This window comes from Acinetobacter sp. CIP 51.11 (genome assembly GCF_000369665.1).
In the GTDB taxonomy this organism is placed as follows: Bacteria; Pseudomonadota; Gammaproteobacteria; order Pseudomonadales; family Moraxellaceae; genus Acinetobacter; species Acinetobacter lwoffii_S.
This window is the reverse complement of the sequence record NZ_KB850129.1, coordinates 768,226-787,430: the sequence shown is the minus strand read 5'-3', so window position 1 is coordinate 787,430 and position 19,205 is coordinate 768,226. Positions and strand designations below refer to the sequence as shown.

The following is a 19,205-nucleotide window of genomic DNA, read 5'->3' as shown; positions in this document are numbered from 1 at the left end:
GGAATTCTGAATAGGACAGTACTCTGTGTGTGCTTGCCTGAGAAAGATATAGAGATACATCGACCTGAGTATCTCTAAATTTTTCTGTTCAAGCCTAAAGCAGGGCAGTCTGAATCCGGACTTTCATATCTAAAGTCTGTTGCAGAATATAGTGTTGCATCCATTTGACCTGTTCGCCCATAGGATTGACCTTGACTGCAGTATTCAGGAAATTCAGATCAGGCTGCTTGAAAAGCTGCTCTTGCAAGGTTTGCTCCAAAATCTGGCTGTTGGTTGTCAAAGGTAATGCCACCAGATAGAACGCTTTAGGATAATTATAAAAGGCATATAATAAGTTAAAGGCTTTTTGATCACCTTTGAGGTTGCCAGCACCGATTTCGTAAGCTGCGTTCTGGTTGCTATAAGTAACGCCGATTAGAAATTCCCAATGACCTTCTTGCAAACGCAGACCAAACTGTAATCCGATTTGATCCGCGGTCAGCTCGTGTTGCAGATAGATATTTAAAGGCTTGCCATCATCACTGAAAGGTTCTTGCAAGACCAAAATATTTTGCTGGTGCTGATAAATATAACCAGCAAGCTGGGCCTGTTCCAGACGGGTTTTTACAGTGGTGAGATCAAAAGCGCTATAGGGCATAAACGAAGTATATCACTAGGGAGAATTGGGTCTTACTCTAGTAATTTTTTAACTATTTGAGAACCACTACTTTAGATTATTTTCCTAGGATTTTATTGGTTTAGCGACAGGTTAATATATACCTATACCACACAATATTCTCGCTTGAATTGTGCAAATCATTGATTCATAAAAACTGATATTCATTATTGATGAATTTTTATATGAGCTTTTGATATATCAATATCATAAAACAAGCAATGAATAGGATAAGTAAATCACTATAATGAATATAAATTTTCAAAAGTGTCATAAGTACACGTTTTTCTAAGCTGGTGTTGTCCATGTCGTTAAATGAGGAAAGACTTACTCATCTCAAACAGCTTGAAGCTGAGAGTATTCATATCATCCGCGAAGTTGCTGCCGAGTTTGAAAATCCGGTCATGCTGTATTCGATTGGTAAAGATTCGGCGGTCATGCTGCATCTTGCGCTAAAAGCGTTCTACCCAGCAAAACTTCCATTTCCATTATTACATGTCGATACAGGCTGGAAGTTTAAAGACATGATCACTTTCCGGGATAACATGGCGAAAACCCATGGTTTCGATTTGATCGTGCATCAGAATAAAGAAGGGGTTGAGGCAGGTATTAACCCGTTCGACCATGGTAGTTCTAAATATACCGACATCATGAAAACTCAGGGCTTAAAACAGGCTCTGGATAAATACGGTTTTGATGCTGCTTTTGGTGGCGCGCGCCGTGATGAAGAAAAATCACGTGCCAAAGAGCGTGTTTATTCATTCCGTGATTCGAAACATCGCTGGGATCCGAAAAACCAGCGTCCAGAACTTTGGAATCTTTATAACGGTAAAGTGAATAAAGGCGAAAGTATCCGTGTATTCCCGTTATCTAACTGGACTGAGCTGGATATCTGGCAATACATCTATTTGGAAAGTATTCCATTGGTACCGCTTTATTTGGCTGCAGAACGTCCTGTGGTTGAACGTAGTGGCACACTTATTATGGTTGATGATGAACGTATGCCTTTAAAAGAAGGTGAAGTTCCACAAATGAAATCGGTACGTTTCCGTACTTTGGGTTGTTATCCATTAACAGGTGCTGTGGAATCTACAGCCAATACCTTGCCGGAAATTATTCAGGAAATGTTGCTGGCAACCAGTTCTGAGCGTCAAGGTCGTATGATTGACCATGATGAAGCAGGCTCGATGGAGAAGAAGAAGCAGGAAGGCTACTTCTAATTTAATCTCCCCCCTTGCGCAGCAATGCTGCTCACCTCTTTAAAAAGAGGGGGAACTCCTAAATCAGAACGGAGATAAAGTCCCTCTTTATTAAAGAGGGATTTAGGGAGATTAAAAAAAGATTCAAAACAACCGATTTCTAAAGAATATGTGGAGCTTTGAGCGATGTCTCATCAATCTGATTTAATCAGCCAAGATATCTTGGGCTATCTGAAACAACATGAAAATAAAGACCTGTTGCGTTTCCTGACTTGCGGTAACGTGGACGATGGTAAATCGACGTTAATCGGTCGTCTGCTGTACGATTCAAAATTGATTTATGAAGATCAATTACAGGCTGTGACCCGTGACTCGAAAAAAGTCGGTACGACAGGTGATGCACCTGACTTGGCACTTCTGGTTGATGGTTTACAAGCAGAGCGTGAGCAAGGCATTACCATTGATGTGGCCTATCGTTATTTCTCGACAGAAAAGCGTAAGTTCATCATCGCGGATACGCCGGGACATGAACAGTACACCCGTAACATGGCGACAGGTGCGTCGACTTGTGACCTTGCGATCATTTTGATTGATGCGCGTTATGGCGTGCAAACCCAGACGCGTCGTCATACCTTTATTGCGAGTTTGCTCGGGATCAAGAACATCATTGTTGCAATCAATAAGATGGACTTGGTGGAATTCTCTGAAACGCGTTTCAATGAAATCCAGGCTGAATATGCGGCATTCGTTGCACAATTGGGCGACCGTAAACCAAGCAATATCATCTTTACGCCTATTTCTGCATTGAATGGCGATAACGTGGTGAACAAGTCAGCCAATACGCCATGGTACACTGGTGAAACGCTGATGGGTACACTTGAATCGGTGGAAATTAACCGTAGTTCAGCGAAGCAGGATTTCCGTTTCCCTGTGCAATACGTGAACCGTCCAAACCTCGACTTCCGTGGTTTCTGCGGTACGATCGCACTTGGCGATATCAATGTTGGCGATACCGTAACAGCATTACCTTCTGGTAAATCATCGACTGTCAAAGAAATTGTCACTTTTGATGGCAATCTTGAGCATGCAGTTGCAGGTCAGGCAGTGACTTTAACGCTTAACGATGAAATTGATATTTCACGTGGTAACGTGTTAATTCGTGCGGATCAAGCTGTTCCAAATATTTCCCGTTCAGTTCAAGCGACTGTTGTGTGGATGGCAGATCAACCACTTGTACTGGGTAAGCTGTACAACATCAAGATTGGTACGCAAACCGTTCCGGCAAAAGTAACGGCAATTCATTACCGTACCAACGTTAACACATTGGAAAAAGTTCAGGTGGATAAACTTGAGCTAAATGCAATCGCCAATGTGACTGTTGAATTTGATGCACCAGTGGTCTTTGACCGTTATCAAGACAGCCGTTTCACCGGTTCGTTTATCTTCATCGATCGTTTGAATAACGTGACGATTGGTGCTGGTATGGTGGAAGAATCAGTTGAATGGTCTGCACACGATGAGCCTGTCACTGCAGAAGCACGTGCGGCACGTTTGGGCCAAAAACCTGCTGCGGTGACTGTATCTGGTAAAGCTTTGGAAAATGCTCAGGCGCTAGAAAGCTTGCTGATTCAGCAAGGGATCGTTGCTATTGCTAAAGCAGGTTTGAATGCGGAGCAGGTTGCACTGGTTCGTGAAACTGGTGTGGTTGTGATTACCGATGCTGCTGAAGGTACAGACACGACTTTAACCGTAGATACAGTTGAAGAACTTGCTGAGAAGATTGTGGAATTGGTTCGTCTTTAAGACTGGACTGATTTGAAGAAACCCGCTGAAAAGCGGGTTTTTTATTGCCTAAATTTTGATTGCATGAAAATCATTCGATTAGTCAAAATGTGATCTTTCAATTTACTAGTCAATTAATACAATACTCCCTAGATTTGGGGAATATATGAAAAAATTAATATTGCTGGCTGGCTGGTGTGTGGCTTTTGGAGCTGAAGCCAAACAGAGCAGCCAAAGCGTTGAAGCAATCAAGCAAAAAATAATCCAGCAGTCGATTGAGAATTATCCGGGAAATTGTCCGTGTCCTTACAATACTGCAAGTAATGGTAGTCGTTGTGGTAAGCGTAGTGCTTATAATCGTGCAGGCGGATATGCGCCGCTGTGTTATCCGGAAGATGTGAGTGATCGAATGGTAAAGGAATATAAAGGGCGTAGTTAACTAAAGGCTCCGTATTTAGATAGTGAGCTAAAAAAAATATTTTTGTTAGATTTGGCTTCACATGGGTAATTATTCATAAGAATCATTGAGGACTAAGGCCAGAATTGCTTTCATTTCGGTTAAACTTTTCACGCCTGCAATCCTTTTAATAATTTCTCCATTTCTAAAAATAAGCGTAGAAGGCAAACCATAGGCATTATAGCGCAAGGTTAAAATCGGAGACTGATCCACATTGATCTTGCCAAATTTAACTTCAGGATTTACCTCAGCATAGTATGTCGCCAGTTCGGCAAAGATCGGAAAATTCTGAACACAGGGCTTGCACCAGTCTGCATAAAAGCGAATCACGGCAAAACCTTCAAACCACTCAAAATCACTGTAATTGTTTTCGTTATATTCGATCACTTGGGTCATGGTTGGCCTATTATCAATTTCCTGAATAGTCCCCCGATTATACATAAGTCCGATGTAGCTTCATTCCTCATGCTAACTATGTTCAAATAAGTCCAAGATATATGAAATGCATAGATTAGGGAAAGAAATCATGTCGCAACAAACCATGCAGCAAGTCATTATTACAGAACCAGGTGGTGTCGATAAACTCGCTTATGAAACGGTGACTTTACCTGAACCTAAAGCAGATGAAGTTCTGGTGAAAGTTCATGCCTTTGGTATTAACCGTCCAGATATCCTGCAGCGTCAAGGCTTATATCCGATGCCGAAAGGGGTAACGCCAGTTCCTGGCCTGGAAGTGGCAGGTGAGGTGGTTGCGATTGGTAGTGATGTAAGTCAGTTTAAAGTTGGTGATCAAGTCTGTGGTTTGACCAATGGTGGCGGTTATGCGGAATATTGCGTCATACCTGAAAGCCAGACCTTGAATATTCCTGAAGGCGTAAGTTTTGTACAGGCAGCGGCCATTCCTGAAACTTTCTTTACTGTATGGGCGAACGTGTTCCAGATGGGTAAGGCCAAAGCAGGGGAAACTGTACTGGTACATGGTGGAACGAGCGGGATTGGTACGACTGCTTTAATGTTGTGTAAATCACTCGGAATCAAAACTTTTGCAACTGTCGGTTCAGATGAAAAAGTTGCGGCTATTTCTGATTTAACCACGGCTATTAATTATAAAACTCAGGACTTTGAGCAAGTTATTAATGAAGCCACTGACAATGGTGGTGTCGATGTCATTTTAGATATGGTCGGTGCACCATATTTAGAGCGTAATTTGAATTTGTTGCGCCGTGATGGATGTCTGGTCTATATCGCTTTCTTGGGTGGTGCCAAGGCCAAAGAAGTCAAACTGGGTCAGATCATGATGAAACGTCTGACCATTACCGGTTCGACCATGCGTGCACGCAGCACGGCTGAAAAAGCGGAAATTGCACAAGGCCTGAAAGAGCAGATTGCACCATTGTGGGCAAAAGGCGAATGTCTCCCGATGATCTATAAAACGTTTAAGTTCGATCAGATTCAGGATGCCCATGCCACAATGGATACTGGAGAGCATGTGGGTAAAGTTGTAGTTGAAATTATTTAATACGAGATAAGTGATTCAAAAAAAGCCAGTAATTTTACTGGCTTTTTTTAATTTTAAGTAAAATATTATTACAAATAAATATATAAAATCTTGAATAAAAATTAAAAAATGTTAACTGTTCGACACAACCTGTCAATTATGACACGTAAATTGCATGTATAGATAATTCCGACCAAATGGTTAAACATTCACATGAATGTGAGAGGGAAAATAAGATGAAAATTATTTCAACAGCATATAGTTCAAAACATAGTTTAAGAGCATTACGACGTATTCATAAAATGATTATTCGCGGAACCATCAGCTGGGTAGAGTTACATAAAATGTATCGGGCGATGCTGCATCTGGAGCGTTATATAGAAAGATTAACAATACAAAATCGTTATTCAAGCAAGAAAGCATCCAGAAAATCCAAATAAGATCTTGTATTTTTAGGGTGAATAAAGGGTCAAGATCTGATGCAAAAAAATATCTTAGACTTTGTCCTAATATTATTCATTGATCGGCATTCAGTATAATCATTCAACATCTAGCGATAAATAAGTACATGAGAATGTATTAAGTGGGGATTTATGAAGCGCCCAGCTTCAACACATGAGCGTCTTGCAGAGCGTTTAGCCAGAATTTTGACCAAATTAAACGTCGGATATCAACTCCGGGCTGCAGAGCTAGCTGCAGAATTTCAGGTCAGCACCCGCACCATTGAGCGTGATTTTGATCGTCTAGGCTCTTACTTACCCTTACTTCAAGATGAACAGAAACGATATTATCTGGAACCCTCTTATTTAGGGCGGTTTAAATTGCAGGATATCCAGACTTTTGCCCAGCTTTCGGGGATCAGTGAGTTGTATCCGGCGTTGGATATGTCTTTTATGCGTGAACTGCTGGATGAGCGGGCAAATCAGGTATTTTCGGCAAAAGGCTATTATTTTGAAGATGCCAAACAGTTTGCCGAACATTTCAAGTTGCTTGCAAGCGCAATCTATAAACGTCAGCAGGTTGAGTTGCAATATTCAGATCAATTGCGAATCATTAAGCCTTATCGCTTGATTCACCATCATGGTATCTGGTATCTGGTGGGTGTAGATCAGGACAAGTTGCGCACCTATCGCTTAAGTCAGGTGCAACAACTCAAGCTGGTTTCTGAGGTGGAGAGCTTTGCGCATGATCCTGAAATACTAAAAATACTGGTAGATGAAGACAGCATCTGGTTTGGGCAGCAAAAGCAGCAAGTCTTAATCAAGGTACAACCTGAAGTCGCGGTCTTTTTTAAAGAGCGCCGTTTATTTCCAGAACAGCAGATCGAGCAGGAAACTGGGACTGGAGAGTTAGTGATTAGTTGCCAGATTCGTCACGAAATGCAGTTGTTGCCTTTGGTGCGTTACTGGTTGCCCTATGTGAAAATTATTGAGCCGATTCATTTTCAGCAGAAACTGGAACAGGATTTGCAAGGATATTTACGTTCTGCTGGATGATATTGAGAACGTAGAGCAGGGTAGCTTAATTAATGATCATGCTTTAAATGGAAATTTAATTTACTTATTTTTTTGATTTACTAAATTACAGGCATAAAAAAACCAGCTTTCGCTGGGTTCTTTATTTGCACCATCTTTCTGTAGTAGAAGAATGGTGCCCGAGGCCAGACTCGAACTGGCACGCTTTGTGGGCGGGGGATTTTAAATCCCCTGTGTCTACCGATTTCACCACTCGGGCTTTAACAAGATGGAGGCGGAGGTCGGAATCGAACCGGCGTCCACGGAGTTGCAGTCCGCTGCATGACCACTCTGCCACCCCGCCGCGTCTTGTTGATGCGTATATTAGCAAGCTCAGAAAAAAAAACAATAGTGTATTCATCTGTATGCGCATAAAAACATCATCTGGCGGAAAATATTTAAATTATTCATGTAGAATGTGCAAAATTGATTCATATCAACACTTGGGAGAAGTGCCGTGGCATTAGTTCTAGACGGTCGTGCATTGGCGAAGCAAATTGAAGCTGACTTGTTTACTCGCGTAGAAGCGCTGAAAGCAAAATCAGGTCGTACTCCAATTCTTGCGACGATTTTGGTAGGTGATGATGGTGCATCTGCAACTTATGTTCGCATGAAAGGCAATGCCTGCCGCCGTGTTGGTATGGATTCACTCAAAGTGGAACTTCCTAAAGAAACCACAACTGAAGAATTATTGGCTGAAATTGAAAAATTAAATGCAAATCCTGATGTGCACGGTATTCTGCTTCAGCACCCGGTTCCTGCGCAAATTGATGAGCGTGCCTGTTTCGATGCAATCTCGCTTGAAAAAGACGTAGATGGTGTCACTTGCCTGGGCTATGGTCGTATGGCAATGAGTGAGGCAGCCTATGGTTCAGCGACGCCTGCGGGTATTATGACTATCCTGAAAGAGAACAACATTGAAATCGCTGGTAAACATGCGGTAGTTGTAGGTCGTTCTGCAATTTTGGGTAAACCAATGGCTGCGATGCTGCTAGAAGCGAATGCAACCGTAACCATTTGCCATTCACGTACTCAAGATCTTGCAAGCTTTGTTAAGCAAGCGGACATCATTGTCGGTGCGGTAGGTAAGGCTGAATTGATTCAAAAAGACTGGATCAAACAAGGTGCAGTGGTTGTTGATGCTGGTTTCCATCCACGTGATGGCGGTGGTGTAGGTGATATTCAATTGGTTGGCATCGAAGAAATTGCTTCTGCTTACACACCAGTTCCGGGTGGTGTAGGTCCAATGACGATTACCACTTTAATCCGTCAAACGGTTGAAGCTGCTGAGAAAGCGCTAGGTTAATAAACAGACCTCTCCCTGACCCTCTCCTGAAAGGAGAGGGGAAGTTCATTGTGAAAATAATGGATGCTCCTTCTCCCTATGGGAGAAGGCTGGGATGAGGGTAATATCTAAAATATAAGAGTTCTTCTGACACATATAACGAATAAAAATCCAATGAGCTGTACTTTCCAATTTCCTAAAGCCCCTGAGCATTTACTCCAAGCCTTGCACCAAGTCATTCCGAATTGTGAATTAATGGCACAGCAACTGCCAGAAACACCGATTTCACTTTGGCTAATTCCACCCGTATTTCCAACTGATAAACTTGATGATGAAGTGATTCGTCGCATTTGGAATGATACGCCGTATTGGATATTCTGCTGGGCATCTGGACTGGCAATGGCACAATGGCTCCTAGCAGAACCGCATCATGTCAAAGATAAGGTAGTACTGGATTTTGGCGCGGGTTCAGGTGTAGTCGCGATTGCTGCAAAAATGGCAGGTGCCAAACGGGTCATCTGTTGTGACATTGACAAAGTCAGTCTGGATGCCTGTCGTGCCAATGCAGAGCTAAATGATGTCGAGCTTGAATATCTGGATGACCTATATAAGGCAGAGAAGGTGGATATTTTATTAGCCGCAGATGTGCTCTATGATCAATGTAACCGTTTCTTCCTGGATGAGTTTTTAAAATTTGCACCTGAGGTGTGGGTTGCAGACAGTCGGGTAAAAAACTTTAGTCATCCTCAATATGAAAAACTGGATGAGCGTAGTGCGACGACCTGGCCGGATTTGGATGAATCGCCCGAATTTCGTAATGTCAGTTTCTATAAAACACGTTAAATTTAAAAAATTAAAAAGGGCACTAGGCCCTTTTTGATTGTCTTACTCTGCTTAAGTAACGTAAGCGTCCGCTGAATCCCATGCCTATTTTTTAATTTTGGTCGGATTTCCAGCGGTGTGGCAGTAATTCTTCTATTTGGGTCACTTTATGTGTCGGCAGCCTTTTCAGCACATCACTGAGATAGGCATACGGATCCAGGCCATTCAGCTTTGCTGACTGGATTAAAGTCATGATATTTGCCGCTCGCTGACCACTACGCAGTGACCCAGCAAACAGCCAGTTCTTGCGTCCCAAGGCCCAAGGACGCATCTGGTTTTCCACCCAATTATTATCTATAGGTAGATTGCCATCATCCAGATAGCGGCTTAAAGCTGGCCAACGCTTCAGAGTGTAATTGATGGCCTTGGCGGTTGGAGAACTCGATGGCACAGTCAGTTGATGTTGGTTAAGCCATTCATACAGTTGTTGCATCACCGGTTGACTATGCTGTTGTCGGTATTCGCGGCGCTGTTCTGCCGTACCATCGGTCTTTTTCCTGAGTTCTGCTTCTATCGCATACAGTTTCTGAATCAGCACCAATGCCTGTTCAGCGACCTGACTTTTCCCGGTCACATACAGTTCATGGAATTTACGACGTGCATGGGCCATGCAGCCCACCTCAATGACCTGGCCTGATTTAAAGCGTGCTTTATAACCACTGTAATCATCACAGACCAGATAGCCCTGCCAGCCTTTCAAGAACTCTTCAGCATGCTGGCCTGAACGACTATCTTGAAAGTCATAGATCACTGCCTGAACTGGATTGTACTGTGTGGTGGCATAGGCCCAGACATAACCTTTCTTCGGTTTTTTCTCATTCTCACCCATCCGCATAATGGTGACTGGTGTTTCATCTGCATGCAGCACCTGCTGTTGCAGCACCACCTCTTTTAAGGCATTGGCCAGAGGCTCCAGTTCTACACCGCAGCGACCAATCCAGTCAGATAATGTGGATCTGGACAGATCAACACCTGCGCGTAGAAAGATCAGGCGCTGACGGTACAGCGGCAAATGATCGGCATACTTCGATACCAGCACATGGCTGAGCAATTCAGGACTGGCAATACCTTTATCAATCACATAGGCGGGCATCGCTTGCTGAGTCAGGGTGTCGCACTGATCACAGACCCATTTGCCACGGACATGCTGTTCCTTGTAGAATTGTGCCGGTCTGAAATGCAGTTTTTCACTGATATCTTCGCCGATACGACGTAACTGGCAGCCACAACTGCATTGGGTTGATGCAGGTTCATGCTCAATACGGATGGTGTGTAGATGATCTGGCAGCAGTCGACGTTTAGGTTTGTTGACTGTGGCTTTCTGTGTCGCTGCATCGGTTTTATCTGCATTTAATCGTTCTAATTCCAGATCAACGGCTGCGATATCTTCTTCGACCGCTTCGTCCCATAGATGGATTTGTTTTGCGGTGAGATGTTCGTTTTTACTGCCGAATTTATGCTTTTTAAACAGCGCCAGTTCATGCTCGTATTTTTGAGTGAGAACAGAGAGGTGTTGAACTTTGGCATCCAATTCTTGATTTGATTGCGCCAGAGACTGATGCTGCAGAGCCAACTGTCTGGTGAATTCCAGTAGTTGTTCATGGGTCAGTTGGCTTAAGTCAGGCAGCGTATTCATGACCGCAGTATGCCTGAGGTCATGAAGAGAATGAAATAGAACGTTTGGAGGATGGCAGAATAGCCGAGCTTGGTTTAGAGCATCGTGACCACCTGCTGTCGTCCAATGCGCTGCCAGGGCAAACCCTGGATTAATGCCTGTAACTGTTCCGGACTGATCGCCATGCTTTCACCCTGGTGAACCTGCGCCCAGTGGAATTTTCCCTGTTCCAACCGCCGGGCACACAGCCAGATGCCCAGTCCATCATGTACCAGCACTTTCATGCGATGGCCACGTTTATTACAGAACAGGTAAGCACAATGCGGTTTAATGTAGCCAAAGGCTCTCACCACCTGAGCCATGACAGTATCCATCCCTGCTCGCATATCCAGAGGTTGGGTAGAAAGCCAGATTTCATCAATGCTGATCATGTTGCAAGTGCCTTGAGTAATTCTGCTAAAGCAGATATTTCTGATACTTGCCATTTCAAGCCAATTTCTGCTTTTGAGTGGGGTAAAGTAATTTGAACCGTTAACATGTCAGTAGGAGTAGGATCTAATGGTGCAGAGCAAGATAAGGCAATAAATGCAGGTTTATTCGGTAGTGGTGAGCGATCATTCCCTGGCTTACCATCAATTAAGCGAATCCATTTGGATACAAGATTTGTATTCAATCCATGTTGCAAAGCGACCGAAGCAATTGAAACGTCCGGTGCTTTACAAGCCTGAACGATCTGCTGTTTAAATTCAGCACTGTATGTTCTTCGTTTTTTCGCAAGAGATGCGATGGATGTCTGGTTATTTGTAGTCATGAATTTTAGTCCCCACTTGTTTTTAAGTGGGGACTAAATTAAGGCTTATAGGATGAATTCATAAGGTGTGTTCAGCGGACGCTTACTAAGTAACTAAGTATCAGATATTAAGAACAGGTATAACGAATAACCCGCATGGTCGTAGGGCGGGCTTCTAAAGCTTCACGTGCACCCGGGTTCTCGCTATTATGTAAATCAGGCGTATTGCTCAAGCTGATTTGCGTGCGGCTATTACCCAGTTGGCGGCCATAGTTTTCCTGTTCCGCAGTTGGATTGGAAATTTCATTGGTGCTTAAAATCTGGATGTTGTAAGTTTTGGAATTTCCTAATACGTGTCTGCAAGCGGCTTGCAAGCGATTTTCATCCTGGCTTGGTCGTCCTGAGAGGGTGTAGCTCAAGGTTGCTGTATTGCCTGAACGTTCCAGAATTTCATAGCCACTTTGTCCATTGAATTGATGGGGTGTGGTCTGACATGCACTCAGTACGAAACTGCTCGCAGCCATAGCCAAAATTACTGTTGTTCTTTTCATATTTATAGTTCCTGAAGTCTTGGCTTAAGTATGCCATATTTTGCTTAAACTGCTGCTCTGGTCAATTGTGATCAATTGTTTAAACAGCCAATAAAAAAGGCCGCTTACGCGACCTTTTTTAATTAAATCAGCAATTAAGCAGATTTAACCGCAGCAATAAGTTCTGCTTGACGAGTTTTTAACGCTTCCGGTAAACGCTCACCTAACTTATCGAACAATTCAGTATGGCTTTCAAGCTCTTTGATCCATTGATCTTTGTCTTGAGAAGTTACTAGGTCAAACTGTTCTTTAGTGAAGTCAGAACCAGTCCAGTTCAGCTGTTCGTAAGTAGGAACTAGGCCGATTGGTGTTTCAACAGCATCAGCACGACCTTCACAACGGTCAATGATCCACTCAAGAACACGCATGTTTTGACCGAAACCAGGCCATACGAAGTTGCCTTCAGCATCACGACGGAACCAGTTCACGTTGTAGATACCTGGAAGTTTGTTGCCAGCAGCAGCAGCTTTCGCACCCACTTGCTCACCCATTTCTAACCAGTGCGTGAAGTAATCTGCCATGTTGTAGCCCGCGAATGGAAGCATCGCGAACGGGTCACGACGAACAACACCTTGTTGACCAACAGCAGCAGCAGTTGTTTCAGAGCCCATCGTTGCAGCTTTGTAAACACCGTCAACCCAGTCAAATGCTTCTGAAATTAGAGGCACTGTGTCTGCACGACGACCACCGAAGATGAACGCAGAGATTGGAACACCTGCTGGATTTTCCCAGTCAGCATCAATAGAAGGGCACTGGCCAGCAGATACTGTGAAACGTGCGTTTGGATGCGCTGCTTTTTCTTCGCCAGTGTGTGGTTGACCTTTCCAGTTAGTCAAGTTAGCAGGCGCTTCTTTAGTCAGACCTTCCCACCAAACTTCACCGTTGTCAGTCACAGCAACGTTGGTATAAATCACGTCTTTGTGCATGGTTGCCATACAGTTCGGGTTGGTTTTAGTATTGGTACCAGGCGCTACACCGAAGAAGCCAGCTTCAGGGTTGATTGCATATAAGCGACCGTCTTCACCTGGTTTGATCCAGGCAATATCGTCACCTACAGTTTCAATCTTCCAGCCTTCATAGCCAGCTGGTGGAATCAACATAGCGAAGTTTGTTTTACCACATGCAGATGGGAATGCAGCTGCGATGTAGTGTTTTTCGCCTTGTGGATTGGTCACGCCAAGGATCAGCATGTGTTCAGCTAACCAGCCTTGTTGACGACCCATAAATGATGCAATACGTAATGCCAGGCATTTTTTACCCAATAATGCGTTACCGCCATAACCAGAACCATAAGACCAGATCTCACGAGTTTCTGGGTAATGCACGATGTATTTTTCTTTGTTGCAAGGCCATGCAACATCTTTTTCGCCGTTCGCAAGCGGAGCACCTACAGTGTGTACGCAAGGAACGTATTCACCGTCAGTACCAAGAACGTCATAAACAGCTTTACCCATACGAGCCATTTTAGACATGCTTACTGCAACGTAAGGAGAGTCAGTTAACTCGATACCGATATGAGCGATATGAGAACCCAATGGACCCATTGAGAATGGAACCACATAAAGTGTACGACCTGCCATTGAACCGTCAAATAAACCGTTCAATTTTTCGCGCATGACAGCAGGTGCTTCCCAGTTGTTGGTCGCGCCAGCATCGTCTTTGTTTTCAGAACAGATGTAAGTACGATCTTCAACACGTGCTACGTCAGAAGGATCAGAATTTGCAAGATAAGAACCAGGATGAGTTTCTTGATTCAGCGCTTGCATTGTGCCGTTAGCGATCATCAAGTCGATATAACGTTGATATTCTTCTGCGCTACCGTCACACCATTCAATTTTTGCTGGTTTTGTTAATTTAGCAATCTCTTCCACCCAAGCAATAAGCTTAGGGTGACGAACGAATTCTGGTGCGTTCACTTGGGTCATGGTGAGGCCTATCTCAAATGTGTACAAATTAGATGTACAAAGTACAATCCGAGCAATAAAAAATATCGCCCAGATGAAATATGAAAAAAAGTGGCTGTATTAAAGCATAAAATGATAAAAAAAATAAGACCAAAGAAGTGCTAGATTTTTTTTGGAATATAATGCTATTTTATTTATAAATATAAGTAAAACAACAAGATAAAACTAAATATTTGAATTGTTAATATTATTTATTTAAATTATGGATAGTATTTATTTTAAAAATTAATATTAAAATCATTATCTTAATTTTATAAGACCTCTAATATTCATTATTGATTAAATAAATGGTTGCCATTTGAATTTTACATAAAGCCACTGTTAATTGTCTATGAATTGGACAAAATGCCAATAGGCTTCAATGAAATTGCGCGAAAAATGTCTAATCAATCTAAACCCTTATCGCTGATTTTTAATCATAAAGCTGGTTTTCGCATACAGGGGCCAGAAGGCATTTATGAGCAGCTGATCGATATATTTTCAGCGCAGGGTTATCAAACTAAAGCTTATGAAATCAATGATTCACAGCAATTTGATAAAATTATGGTTGAGGTGCTTGAACAGCATTTGGCATCTAGCGAGTCAGGAATCATCGTTGCGGCAGGCGGAGATGGCACTTTAAATACAGTCGCCAAACATGTGTTGAATACGCAAATTCCTGTCGGTATTTTGCCTTTAGGGACTTTTAACTATGTGGCGAGATTATTGGGGATTCCGCTGGATTTGCTTGAAGCGGCAAAAGTGATTGCGACAGGACAGCCACAACGTATGAATGTTGCTCGTATCAATCAGGAAATTTATCTGAATAATGCCAGTTTAGGTCTATATCCTTTATTTATTAAAAAACGTGAAGACTATAATCGTATTTTTGGTCGCTTACCGCTACATGCCTATACTTCTGCACTGGATGTTCTGATTCGCGATCGTAAAGAATTAAAACTAAAAATCTGGGTGGATCAAAAGAAATATCCGGTGAAAACACCACTGATCTTTTTTGGCAATAATCCCTTGCAACTGGCAGATATGAAAATGCGCATTGCAGAAGCGGCTGAAAAAGGCAAAGTGGCGGGAGTGGTTGTTTCTAAAAGTGATAAGCTTACTTTATTTAAGCTTGTGTATCAGCTGATTCGTGGCAAGATTGACCAGGCATCGGATGTTTATAGTTTTGCAGCCGATCAAGTTCGAATCGAATCCCGAGCCAAGAAACTGATGGTAGCGATTGATGGGGAAATTGTGGAAATGGCCCCGCCACTCAATATTTCTGTATTAAAAGATAGCCTAAACGTAATGGTGCCACATGATCCTGCATCTGTCTGATCTGCATTTTGGAACAGAGAAGCCGGAGTGTTTAGAAGCGATTCGGCATTTCTGTCAGACCCATCCACTTGAAGCCGTCGTCATCAGTGGTGACCTGACTCAGCGCGCACGTTTGGGTCAATTCTTTGCCTGCAAAAAATTTTTAGATCAGCTCAATACGCCTTATATGGTGATCCCGGGGAATCATGATATTCCGCTCTATCATTTGTGGAATCGGCTTTTCAATCCATTTACCCGTTACCAGATTTTTTTTGGTGAATTGGAGCCAATATTTGAAACTGAAAATTTTTATCTGATTGGGGTGAATTCGATCCGACGTCGATATCATACCAAAGGGCATTTATCCCTTGAGCAGATTCAGCGTATTGATTTGCAACTGGCTCAGGCGCCTGCGTCCAAATTAAAAATCATTGTCAGCCATCAACCTTTTTATGTGCCTTTTCAAAATAAGCGCGGTTTCAAGGACAGCCCATTGATGGCCAAAATTGCTTTAGAGGCCTGGGCAGAGCATGGTCTGTTTGCGGTGTTACATGGGCATCTGCATCAACCGGCGATTTATGATTTGAATCAGATGTTCGGATTGGGGATGGATCATCCTGTATATGATGTACATGCAGGGACTTCTGCGTCAAATCGTTTACATAAAGATGAACCGAACAGCTTTAATCTGATTGATGCCACAGGAAAAATTTCTCAATATTTATTCGATGAAGTGGCACAAGCCTTTATGTTGAAGGCTGATCTGCCGAATAAATAGACGAAAACCTATGATTCGTTAAAAAAAACCAATTTTTTTTCATTTTTGCCCTTGAAGCGTTTTATTCCATCTCCATAAAAGTGACATCAAAAATTTTTGATGATGACCCATGGAATAATTAAGTCGTCATCAGTGACCTAAAAAAGACTTAGTCTGATGGAGTTATTTATGAGCAACATTCGTCCATTACATGACCGCGTTGTTATTCGTCGTGTTGAAGAAGAAACTAAAACAGCTGGGGGCATTTTACTTCCAGGTTCGGCTGCTGAAAAACCTGCTCAAGGTGAAATCATTGCAGTTGGTAATGGTCAAATCACTGACAATGGCGTACGCGCGTTAGACGTAAAAGTTGGCGACAAAGTATTGTTCGGTACTTATGCAGGTACTACTGTAAAAGTAAACGGCGAAGAGCTTTTAATCATGAAAGAATCTGACATTTTAGCGGTATTAGAAGCTTAATCTGCGCTAAAAAAGTTTTATTCATTCCAAATCAGATTTTGTAAAGATACAACAATATTCGGAGTCAAATATGTCAGCTAAAGACGTAAAATTTGGTGATTCAGCTCGTTCAAAAATGATTGCTGGTGTAAACACCCTTGCAGATGCAGTAAAGGTTACTTTGGGTCCTAAGGGCCGTAACGTTGTTATCGACCGTTCTTTTGGTGCACCGCACATCACTAAAGATGGTGTCACTGTTGCCAAAGAAATTACGCTGAAAGACAAGTTCGAGAACATGGGTGCTCAACTGGTTCGTGAAGTTTCTTCAAAAACCAATGACATCGCAGGTGATGGTACAACGACTGCAACTGTATTGGCACAAGCAATTTTGAATGAAGGCATCAAGTCAGTAACAGCGGGTATGAACCCAATGGACTTGAAACGCGGTATCGATATTGCGGTACGTTCTGTAGTTGAAAACATCAAGGCAACTGCAAAACCAGCATCAGACTCTAAAGCGATTGAACAAGTAGGTTCGATCTCTGCTAACTCTGATACGACTGTAGGTCAGCTGATTGCGCAAGCAATGGAAAAAGTGGGCAAAGAAGGCGTGATCACGGTTGAAGAAGGTTCAGGCTTCGAAGATTCGCTTGACGTAGTTGAAGGCATGCAGTTCGACCGCGGTTATATTTCTCCGTACTTCGCGAACAAGCAAGATACTTTAACAGCTGAACTTGAAAATCCATTCATTCTTCTTGTTGATAAGAAAATCAGCAATATTCGTGAATTGATTACAGTACTTGAAGCTGTTGCTAAAACTGGCAAACCGCTTTTAATCATTTCTGAAGATGTTGAAGGCGAAGCGCTTGCGACGCTTGTTGTCAACAACATGCGCGGTATTATCAAAGTATGTGCGGTAAAAGCACCTGGTTTTGGTGATCGTCGTAAAGCTATGCTTCAAGACATCGCGATCTTGACTGGCGGTACTGTGATTTCTGAAGAAATCGGCATGCAGCTGGATCAAACGACGCTTGATCACTTGGGTACAGCACATAAAGTAACTGTATCTAAAGAAAATACTGTAATTGTAGATGGTGCTGGTAATGCTGGCCAAATCGCTGACCGTGTACAGCAAATCCGTGCACAGATCGAAGAATCTACTTCAGAATATGACAAAGAAAAACTTCAAGAGCGTGTAGCGAAACTTGCTGGCGGTGTTGCTGTCATCAAAATCGGTGCTGCAACTGAAGTTGCAATGAAAGAGAAAAAAGACCGTGTAGATGACGCGCTTCATGCGACTCGCGCTGCAGTTGAAGAAGGTGTCGTTGCGGGTGGTGGTGTTGCACTAGTACGTGCTGCATCTGCACTTGAAGGCGTAACAGGCGCGAATGATGACCAAAACGTAGGTATCAACATTCTTCGTCGTGCGATTGAAGCACCGCTTCGTCAAATCGTATCTAACGCAGGTGATGAGCCTTCTGTAGTGATCAACGCTGTGAAGAATGGCGAAGGTAACTTCGGTTATAACGCTGCAACTGGCGAATATGGCGATATGCTGGAAATGGGTATTCTTGACCCTGCTAAAGTAACGCGTTCTGCACTTGAGCACGCCGCTTCTGTTGCTGGCTTGATGCTGACCACTGAATGCATGATCACTGAAATCCCAGAAGACAAACCTGCAATGCCTGATATGGGTGGCATGGGTGGTATGGGCGGCATGATGTAATTCATCATCCGAGCATTTCATAAAAAATCCCCGCAATAGCGGGGATTTTTTTATGCGTTTACAAAATTATGATGCGGACTTTTTAACTAATTTATAATTTAAATTACTGTCGATTTTTTTACCTGATTTCATCTCGCGTGCTTCAACAAAATTTTCACCGACAAAGAATTTACGATTTTCAGCTTTATTATCTAATGTGATGATTGAAGGATCTTGAGGGTCAAAACTGAAACTGCCTTTAGTTTCGGTCTCATTATTTCCGCCTTTACCTAAATATTCTTCATTTAGCTCATAGGTTTTATCCGGATTGAGATCTAGCTCGACCTTAATTCCTTCACAGTCAGCACAAGGAAAAACACCCTCGTATTCACCTGCCCAATCTAGTGAGGTTTCTGCGCTATCCGCACGGGTCACACTGGTATCCGCTTTATTTTGCTCCATCATGGCTGGGCTGGATTGAGCATTATTATTCATCGGCTCATTATCATTGGGCTTTGAACAGGCGGTTAAAGCTCCTGCAATAACGACTGCTATCGCAGCAGTAAGCGTTAATTTTTTCATTGTTTTGACCCTATTAAATTATTTGTTATGAATTACATTAAAAGTAGTCAGTACAGATAAATAGGGCAATCTTGTTAAAGTTTGATTCATTAGGTGAATCAGGCCAAAGTTATTGATAAGTGAGCAGGATTTAAGAATTTTTAGCCAAATTTAAAGTCACTTTATGCTGTTTCGT

Annotated in this window: 20 protein-coding genes and 2 tRNA genes; 12 read left to right on the top strand and 10 right to left on the bottom strand. The window is 42.7% G+C overall.

The annotated features are described in order from the left end of the window. Window positions 1-94: 94 nt before the first annotated feature. Entirely contained in the window at window positions 95-637 is a 543-nt protein-coding gene (locus F894_RS07570) for a hypothetical protein (protein ID WP_005246952.1), read from the bottom strand. Window positions 638-960: 323 nt separating this feature from the next. Here F894_RS07570 and cysD point away from each other — a divergent pair, with 323 nt between their 5' ends. The 3 genes from cysD (at window position 961) to F894_RS07555 (ending at window position 4,075) form a co-directional block, all read left to right on the top strand. Next, on the top strand, window positions 961-1,875 hold the full coding sequence (gene cysD / locus F894_RS07565) for a sulfate adenylyltransferase subunit CysD (RefSeq protein ID WP_004730252.1): 915 nt from the start codon (window positions 961-963) through the stop codon (window positions 1,873-1,875). 165 nt (window positions 1,876-2,040) lie between these two features. Beyond that, complete coding sequence (cysN, locus tag F894_RS07560) at window positions 2,041-3,657, top strand: sulfate adenylyltransferase subunit CysN (protein WP_004279461.1); 1,617 nt, start codon at window positions 2,041-2,043, stop codon at window positions 3,655-3,657. 145 nt (window positions 3,658-3,802) lie between these two features. Next, the gene (locus tag F894_RS07555; RefSeq protein ID WP_005246951.1) at window positions 3,803-4,075 is read left to right on the top strand and encodes a hypothetical protein; all 273 of its coding nucleotides are present in this window, start codon (window positions 3,803-3,805) and stop codon (window positions 4,073-4,075) included. Window positions 4,076-4,144: 69 nt separating this feature from the next. Here F894_RS07555 and F894_RS07550 read toward each other — a convergent pair whose 3' ends face one another. Next, complete coding sequence (locus F894_RS07550) at window positions 4,145-4,489, bottom strand: thioredoxin family protein (protein WP_005107508.1); 345 nt, start codon at window positions 4,487-4,489, stop codon at window positions 4,145-4,147. 130 nt (window positions 4,490-4,619) lie between these two features. On the opposite strand from F894_RS07550, the gene F894_RS07545 reads away from it, so the two are divergent. The 3 genes from F894_RS07545 to F894_RS07540 all read left to right on the top strand — a co-directional run bounded on the left by F894_RS07545 (window position 4,620) and on the right by F894_RS07540 (window position 7,087). Further along, on the top strand, window positions 4,620-5,612 hold the full coding sequence (locus F894_RS07545; RefSeq protein ID WP_005246950.1) for an NAD(P)H-quinone oxidoreductase: 993 nt from the start codon (window positions 4,620-4,622) through the stop codon (window positions 5,610-5,612). Window positions 5,613-5,827: 215 nt separating this feature from the next. Next, complete coding sequence (locus F894_RS14910; protein WP_005246949.1) at window positions 5,828-6,031, top strand: hypothetical protein; 204 nt, start codon at window positions 5,828-5,830, stop codon at window positions 6,029-6,031. Window positions 6,032-6,184: 153 nt separating this feature from the next. Next, window positions 6,185-7,087 (top strand): helix-turn-helix transcriptional regulator, encoded by a 903-nt coding sequence (locus F894_RS07540; RefSeq protein WP_005246948.1) that lies wholly within the window; start codon window positions 6,185-6,187, stop codon window positions 7,085-7,087. A 152-nt stretch (window positions 7,088-7,239) separates the two neighbouring features. Here the strand turns inward: F894_RS07540 and F894_RS07535 are convergent. After that, a tRNA-Leu gene (locus F894_RS07535) sits at window positions 7,240-7,325 on the bottom strand. Window positions 7,326-7,335: 10 nt separating this feature from the next. Then, a tRNA-Cys gene (locus F894_RS07530) sits at window positions 7,336-7,409 on the bottom strand. Between the two features lie 153 nt (window positions 7,410-7,562). Between F894_RS07530 and folD the strand changes: the two genes are divergently transcribed. Together folD and F894_RS07520 are read left to right on the top strand one after the other, a co-directional pair. Next, entirely contained in the window at window positions 7,563-8,411 is an 849-nt protein-coding gene (gene folD, locus F894_RS07525) for a bifunctional methylenetetrahydrofolate dehydrogenase/methenyltetrahydrofolate cyclohydrolase FolD (protein ID WP_005246946.1), read from the top strand. Window positions 8,412-8,564: 153 nt separating this feature from the next. Continuing rightward, entirely contained in the window at window positions 8,565-9,233 is a 669-nt protein-coding gene (locus F894_RS07520; protein ID WP_005246945.1) for a class I SAM-dependent methyltransferase, read from the top strand. Window positions 9,234-9,324: 91 nt separating this feature from the next. Here the strand turns inward: F894_RS07520 and tnpC are convergent, their stop codons facing one another. The 5 genes from tnpC to F894_RS07495 all read right to left on the bottom strand — a co-directional run bounded on the left by tnpC (window position 9,325) and on the right by F894_RS07495 (window position 14,192). Continuing rightward, the gene (gene tnpC / locus F894_RS07515) at window positions 9,325-10,908 is read right to left on the bottom strand and encodes an IS66 family transposase (protein WP_005246944.1); all 1,584 of its coding nucleotides are present in this window, start codon (window positions 10,906-10,908) and stop codon (window positions 9,325-9,327) included. A 74-nt stretch (window positions 10,909-10,982) separates the two neighbouring features. Continuing rightward, window positions 10,983-11,318, bottom strand: a complete 336-nt coding sequence (tnpB, locus tag F894_RS07510; RefSeq protein ID WP_005006379.1) for an IS66 family insertion sequence element accessory protein TnpB — start codon at window positions 11,316-11,318, stop codon at window positions 10,983-10,985. Beyond that, the gene (gene tnpA / locus F894_RS07505) at window positions 11,315-11,698 is read right to left on the bottom strand and encodes an IS66-like element accessory protein TnpA (protein ID WP_005006377.1); all 384 of its coding nucleotides are present in this window, start codon (window positions 11,696-11,698) and stop codon (window positions 11,315-11,317) included. Before tnpA ends, tnpB begins: the two co-directional genes overlap by 4 nt. 107 nt (window positions 11,699-11,805) lie before the next feature. Beyond that, the gene (locus F894_RS07500; protein WP_004646311.1) at window positions 11,806-12,228 is read right to left on the bottom strand and encodes a hypothetical protein; all 423 of its coding nucleotides are present in this window, start codon (window positions 12,226-12,228) and stop codon (window positions 11,806-11,808) included. A gap of 134 nt (window positions 12,229-12,362) precedes the next feature. Beyond that, window positions 12,363-14,192, bottom strand: coding sequence for a phosphoenolpyruvate carboxykinase (GTP) (locus F894_RS07495; RefSeq protein WP_005246943.1), 1,830 nt, complete (start codon window positions 14,190-14,192; stop codon window positions 12,363-12,365). A 417-nt stretch (window positions 14,193-14,609) separates the two neighbouring features. On the opposite strand from F894_RS07495, the gene F894_RS07490 reads away from it, so the two are divergent. From F894_RS07490 to groL, 4 genes are all read left to right on the top strand, one after another. Beyond that, a complete protein-coding gene (locus tag F894_RS07490; RefSeq protein ID WP_034438446.1) occupies window positions 14,610-15,548 on the top strand; it encodes a diacylglycerol/lipid kinase family protein in 939 nt (312 codons plus the stop codon). Next, window positions 15,529-16,305: a metallophosphoesterase family protein gene (locus tag F894_RS07485; RefSeq protein ID WP_005246941.1), complete on the top strand. Its 777-nt coding sequence runs from the start codon at window positions 15,529-15,531 to the stop codon at window positions 16,303-16,305. Before F894_RS07490 ends, F894_RS07485 begins: the two co-directional genes overlap by 20 nt. A gap of 168 nt (window positions 16,306-16,473) precedes the next feature. Beyond that, window positions 16,474-16,764 (top strand): co-chaperone GroES, encoded by a 291-nt coding sequence (locus F894_RS07480; protein ID WP_004646315.1) that lies wholly within the window; start codon window positions 16,474-16,476, stop codon window positions 16,762-16,764. 70 nt (window positions 16,765-16,834) lie between these two features. Next, complete coding sequence (gene groL / locus F894_RS07475) at window positions 16,835-18,469, top strand: chaperonin GroEL (RefSeq protein ID WP_004279474.1); 1,635 nt, start codon at window positions 16,835-16,837, stop codon at window positions 18,467-18,469. A gap of 66 nt (window positions 18,470-18,535) precedes the next feature. Here groL and F894_RS07470 read toward each other — a convergent pair whose 3' ends face one another. Continuing rightward, entirely contained in the window at window positions 18,536-19,030 is a 495-nt protein-coding gene (locus F894_RS07470) for a copper resistance protein NlpE (RefSeq protein WP_005246940.1), read from the bottom strand. Between the last annotated feature and the right edge of the window lie 175 nt (window positions 19,031-19,205).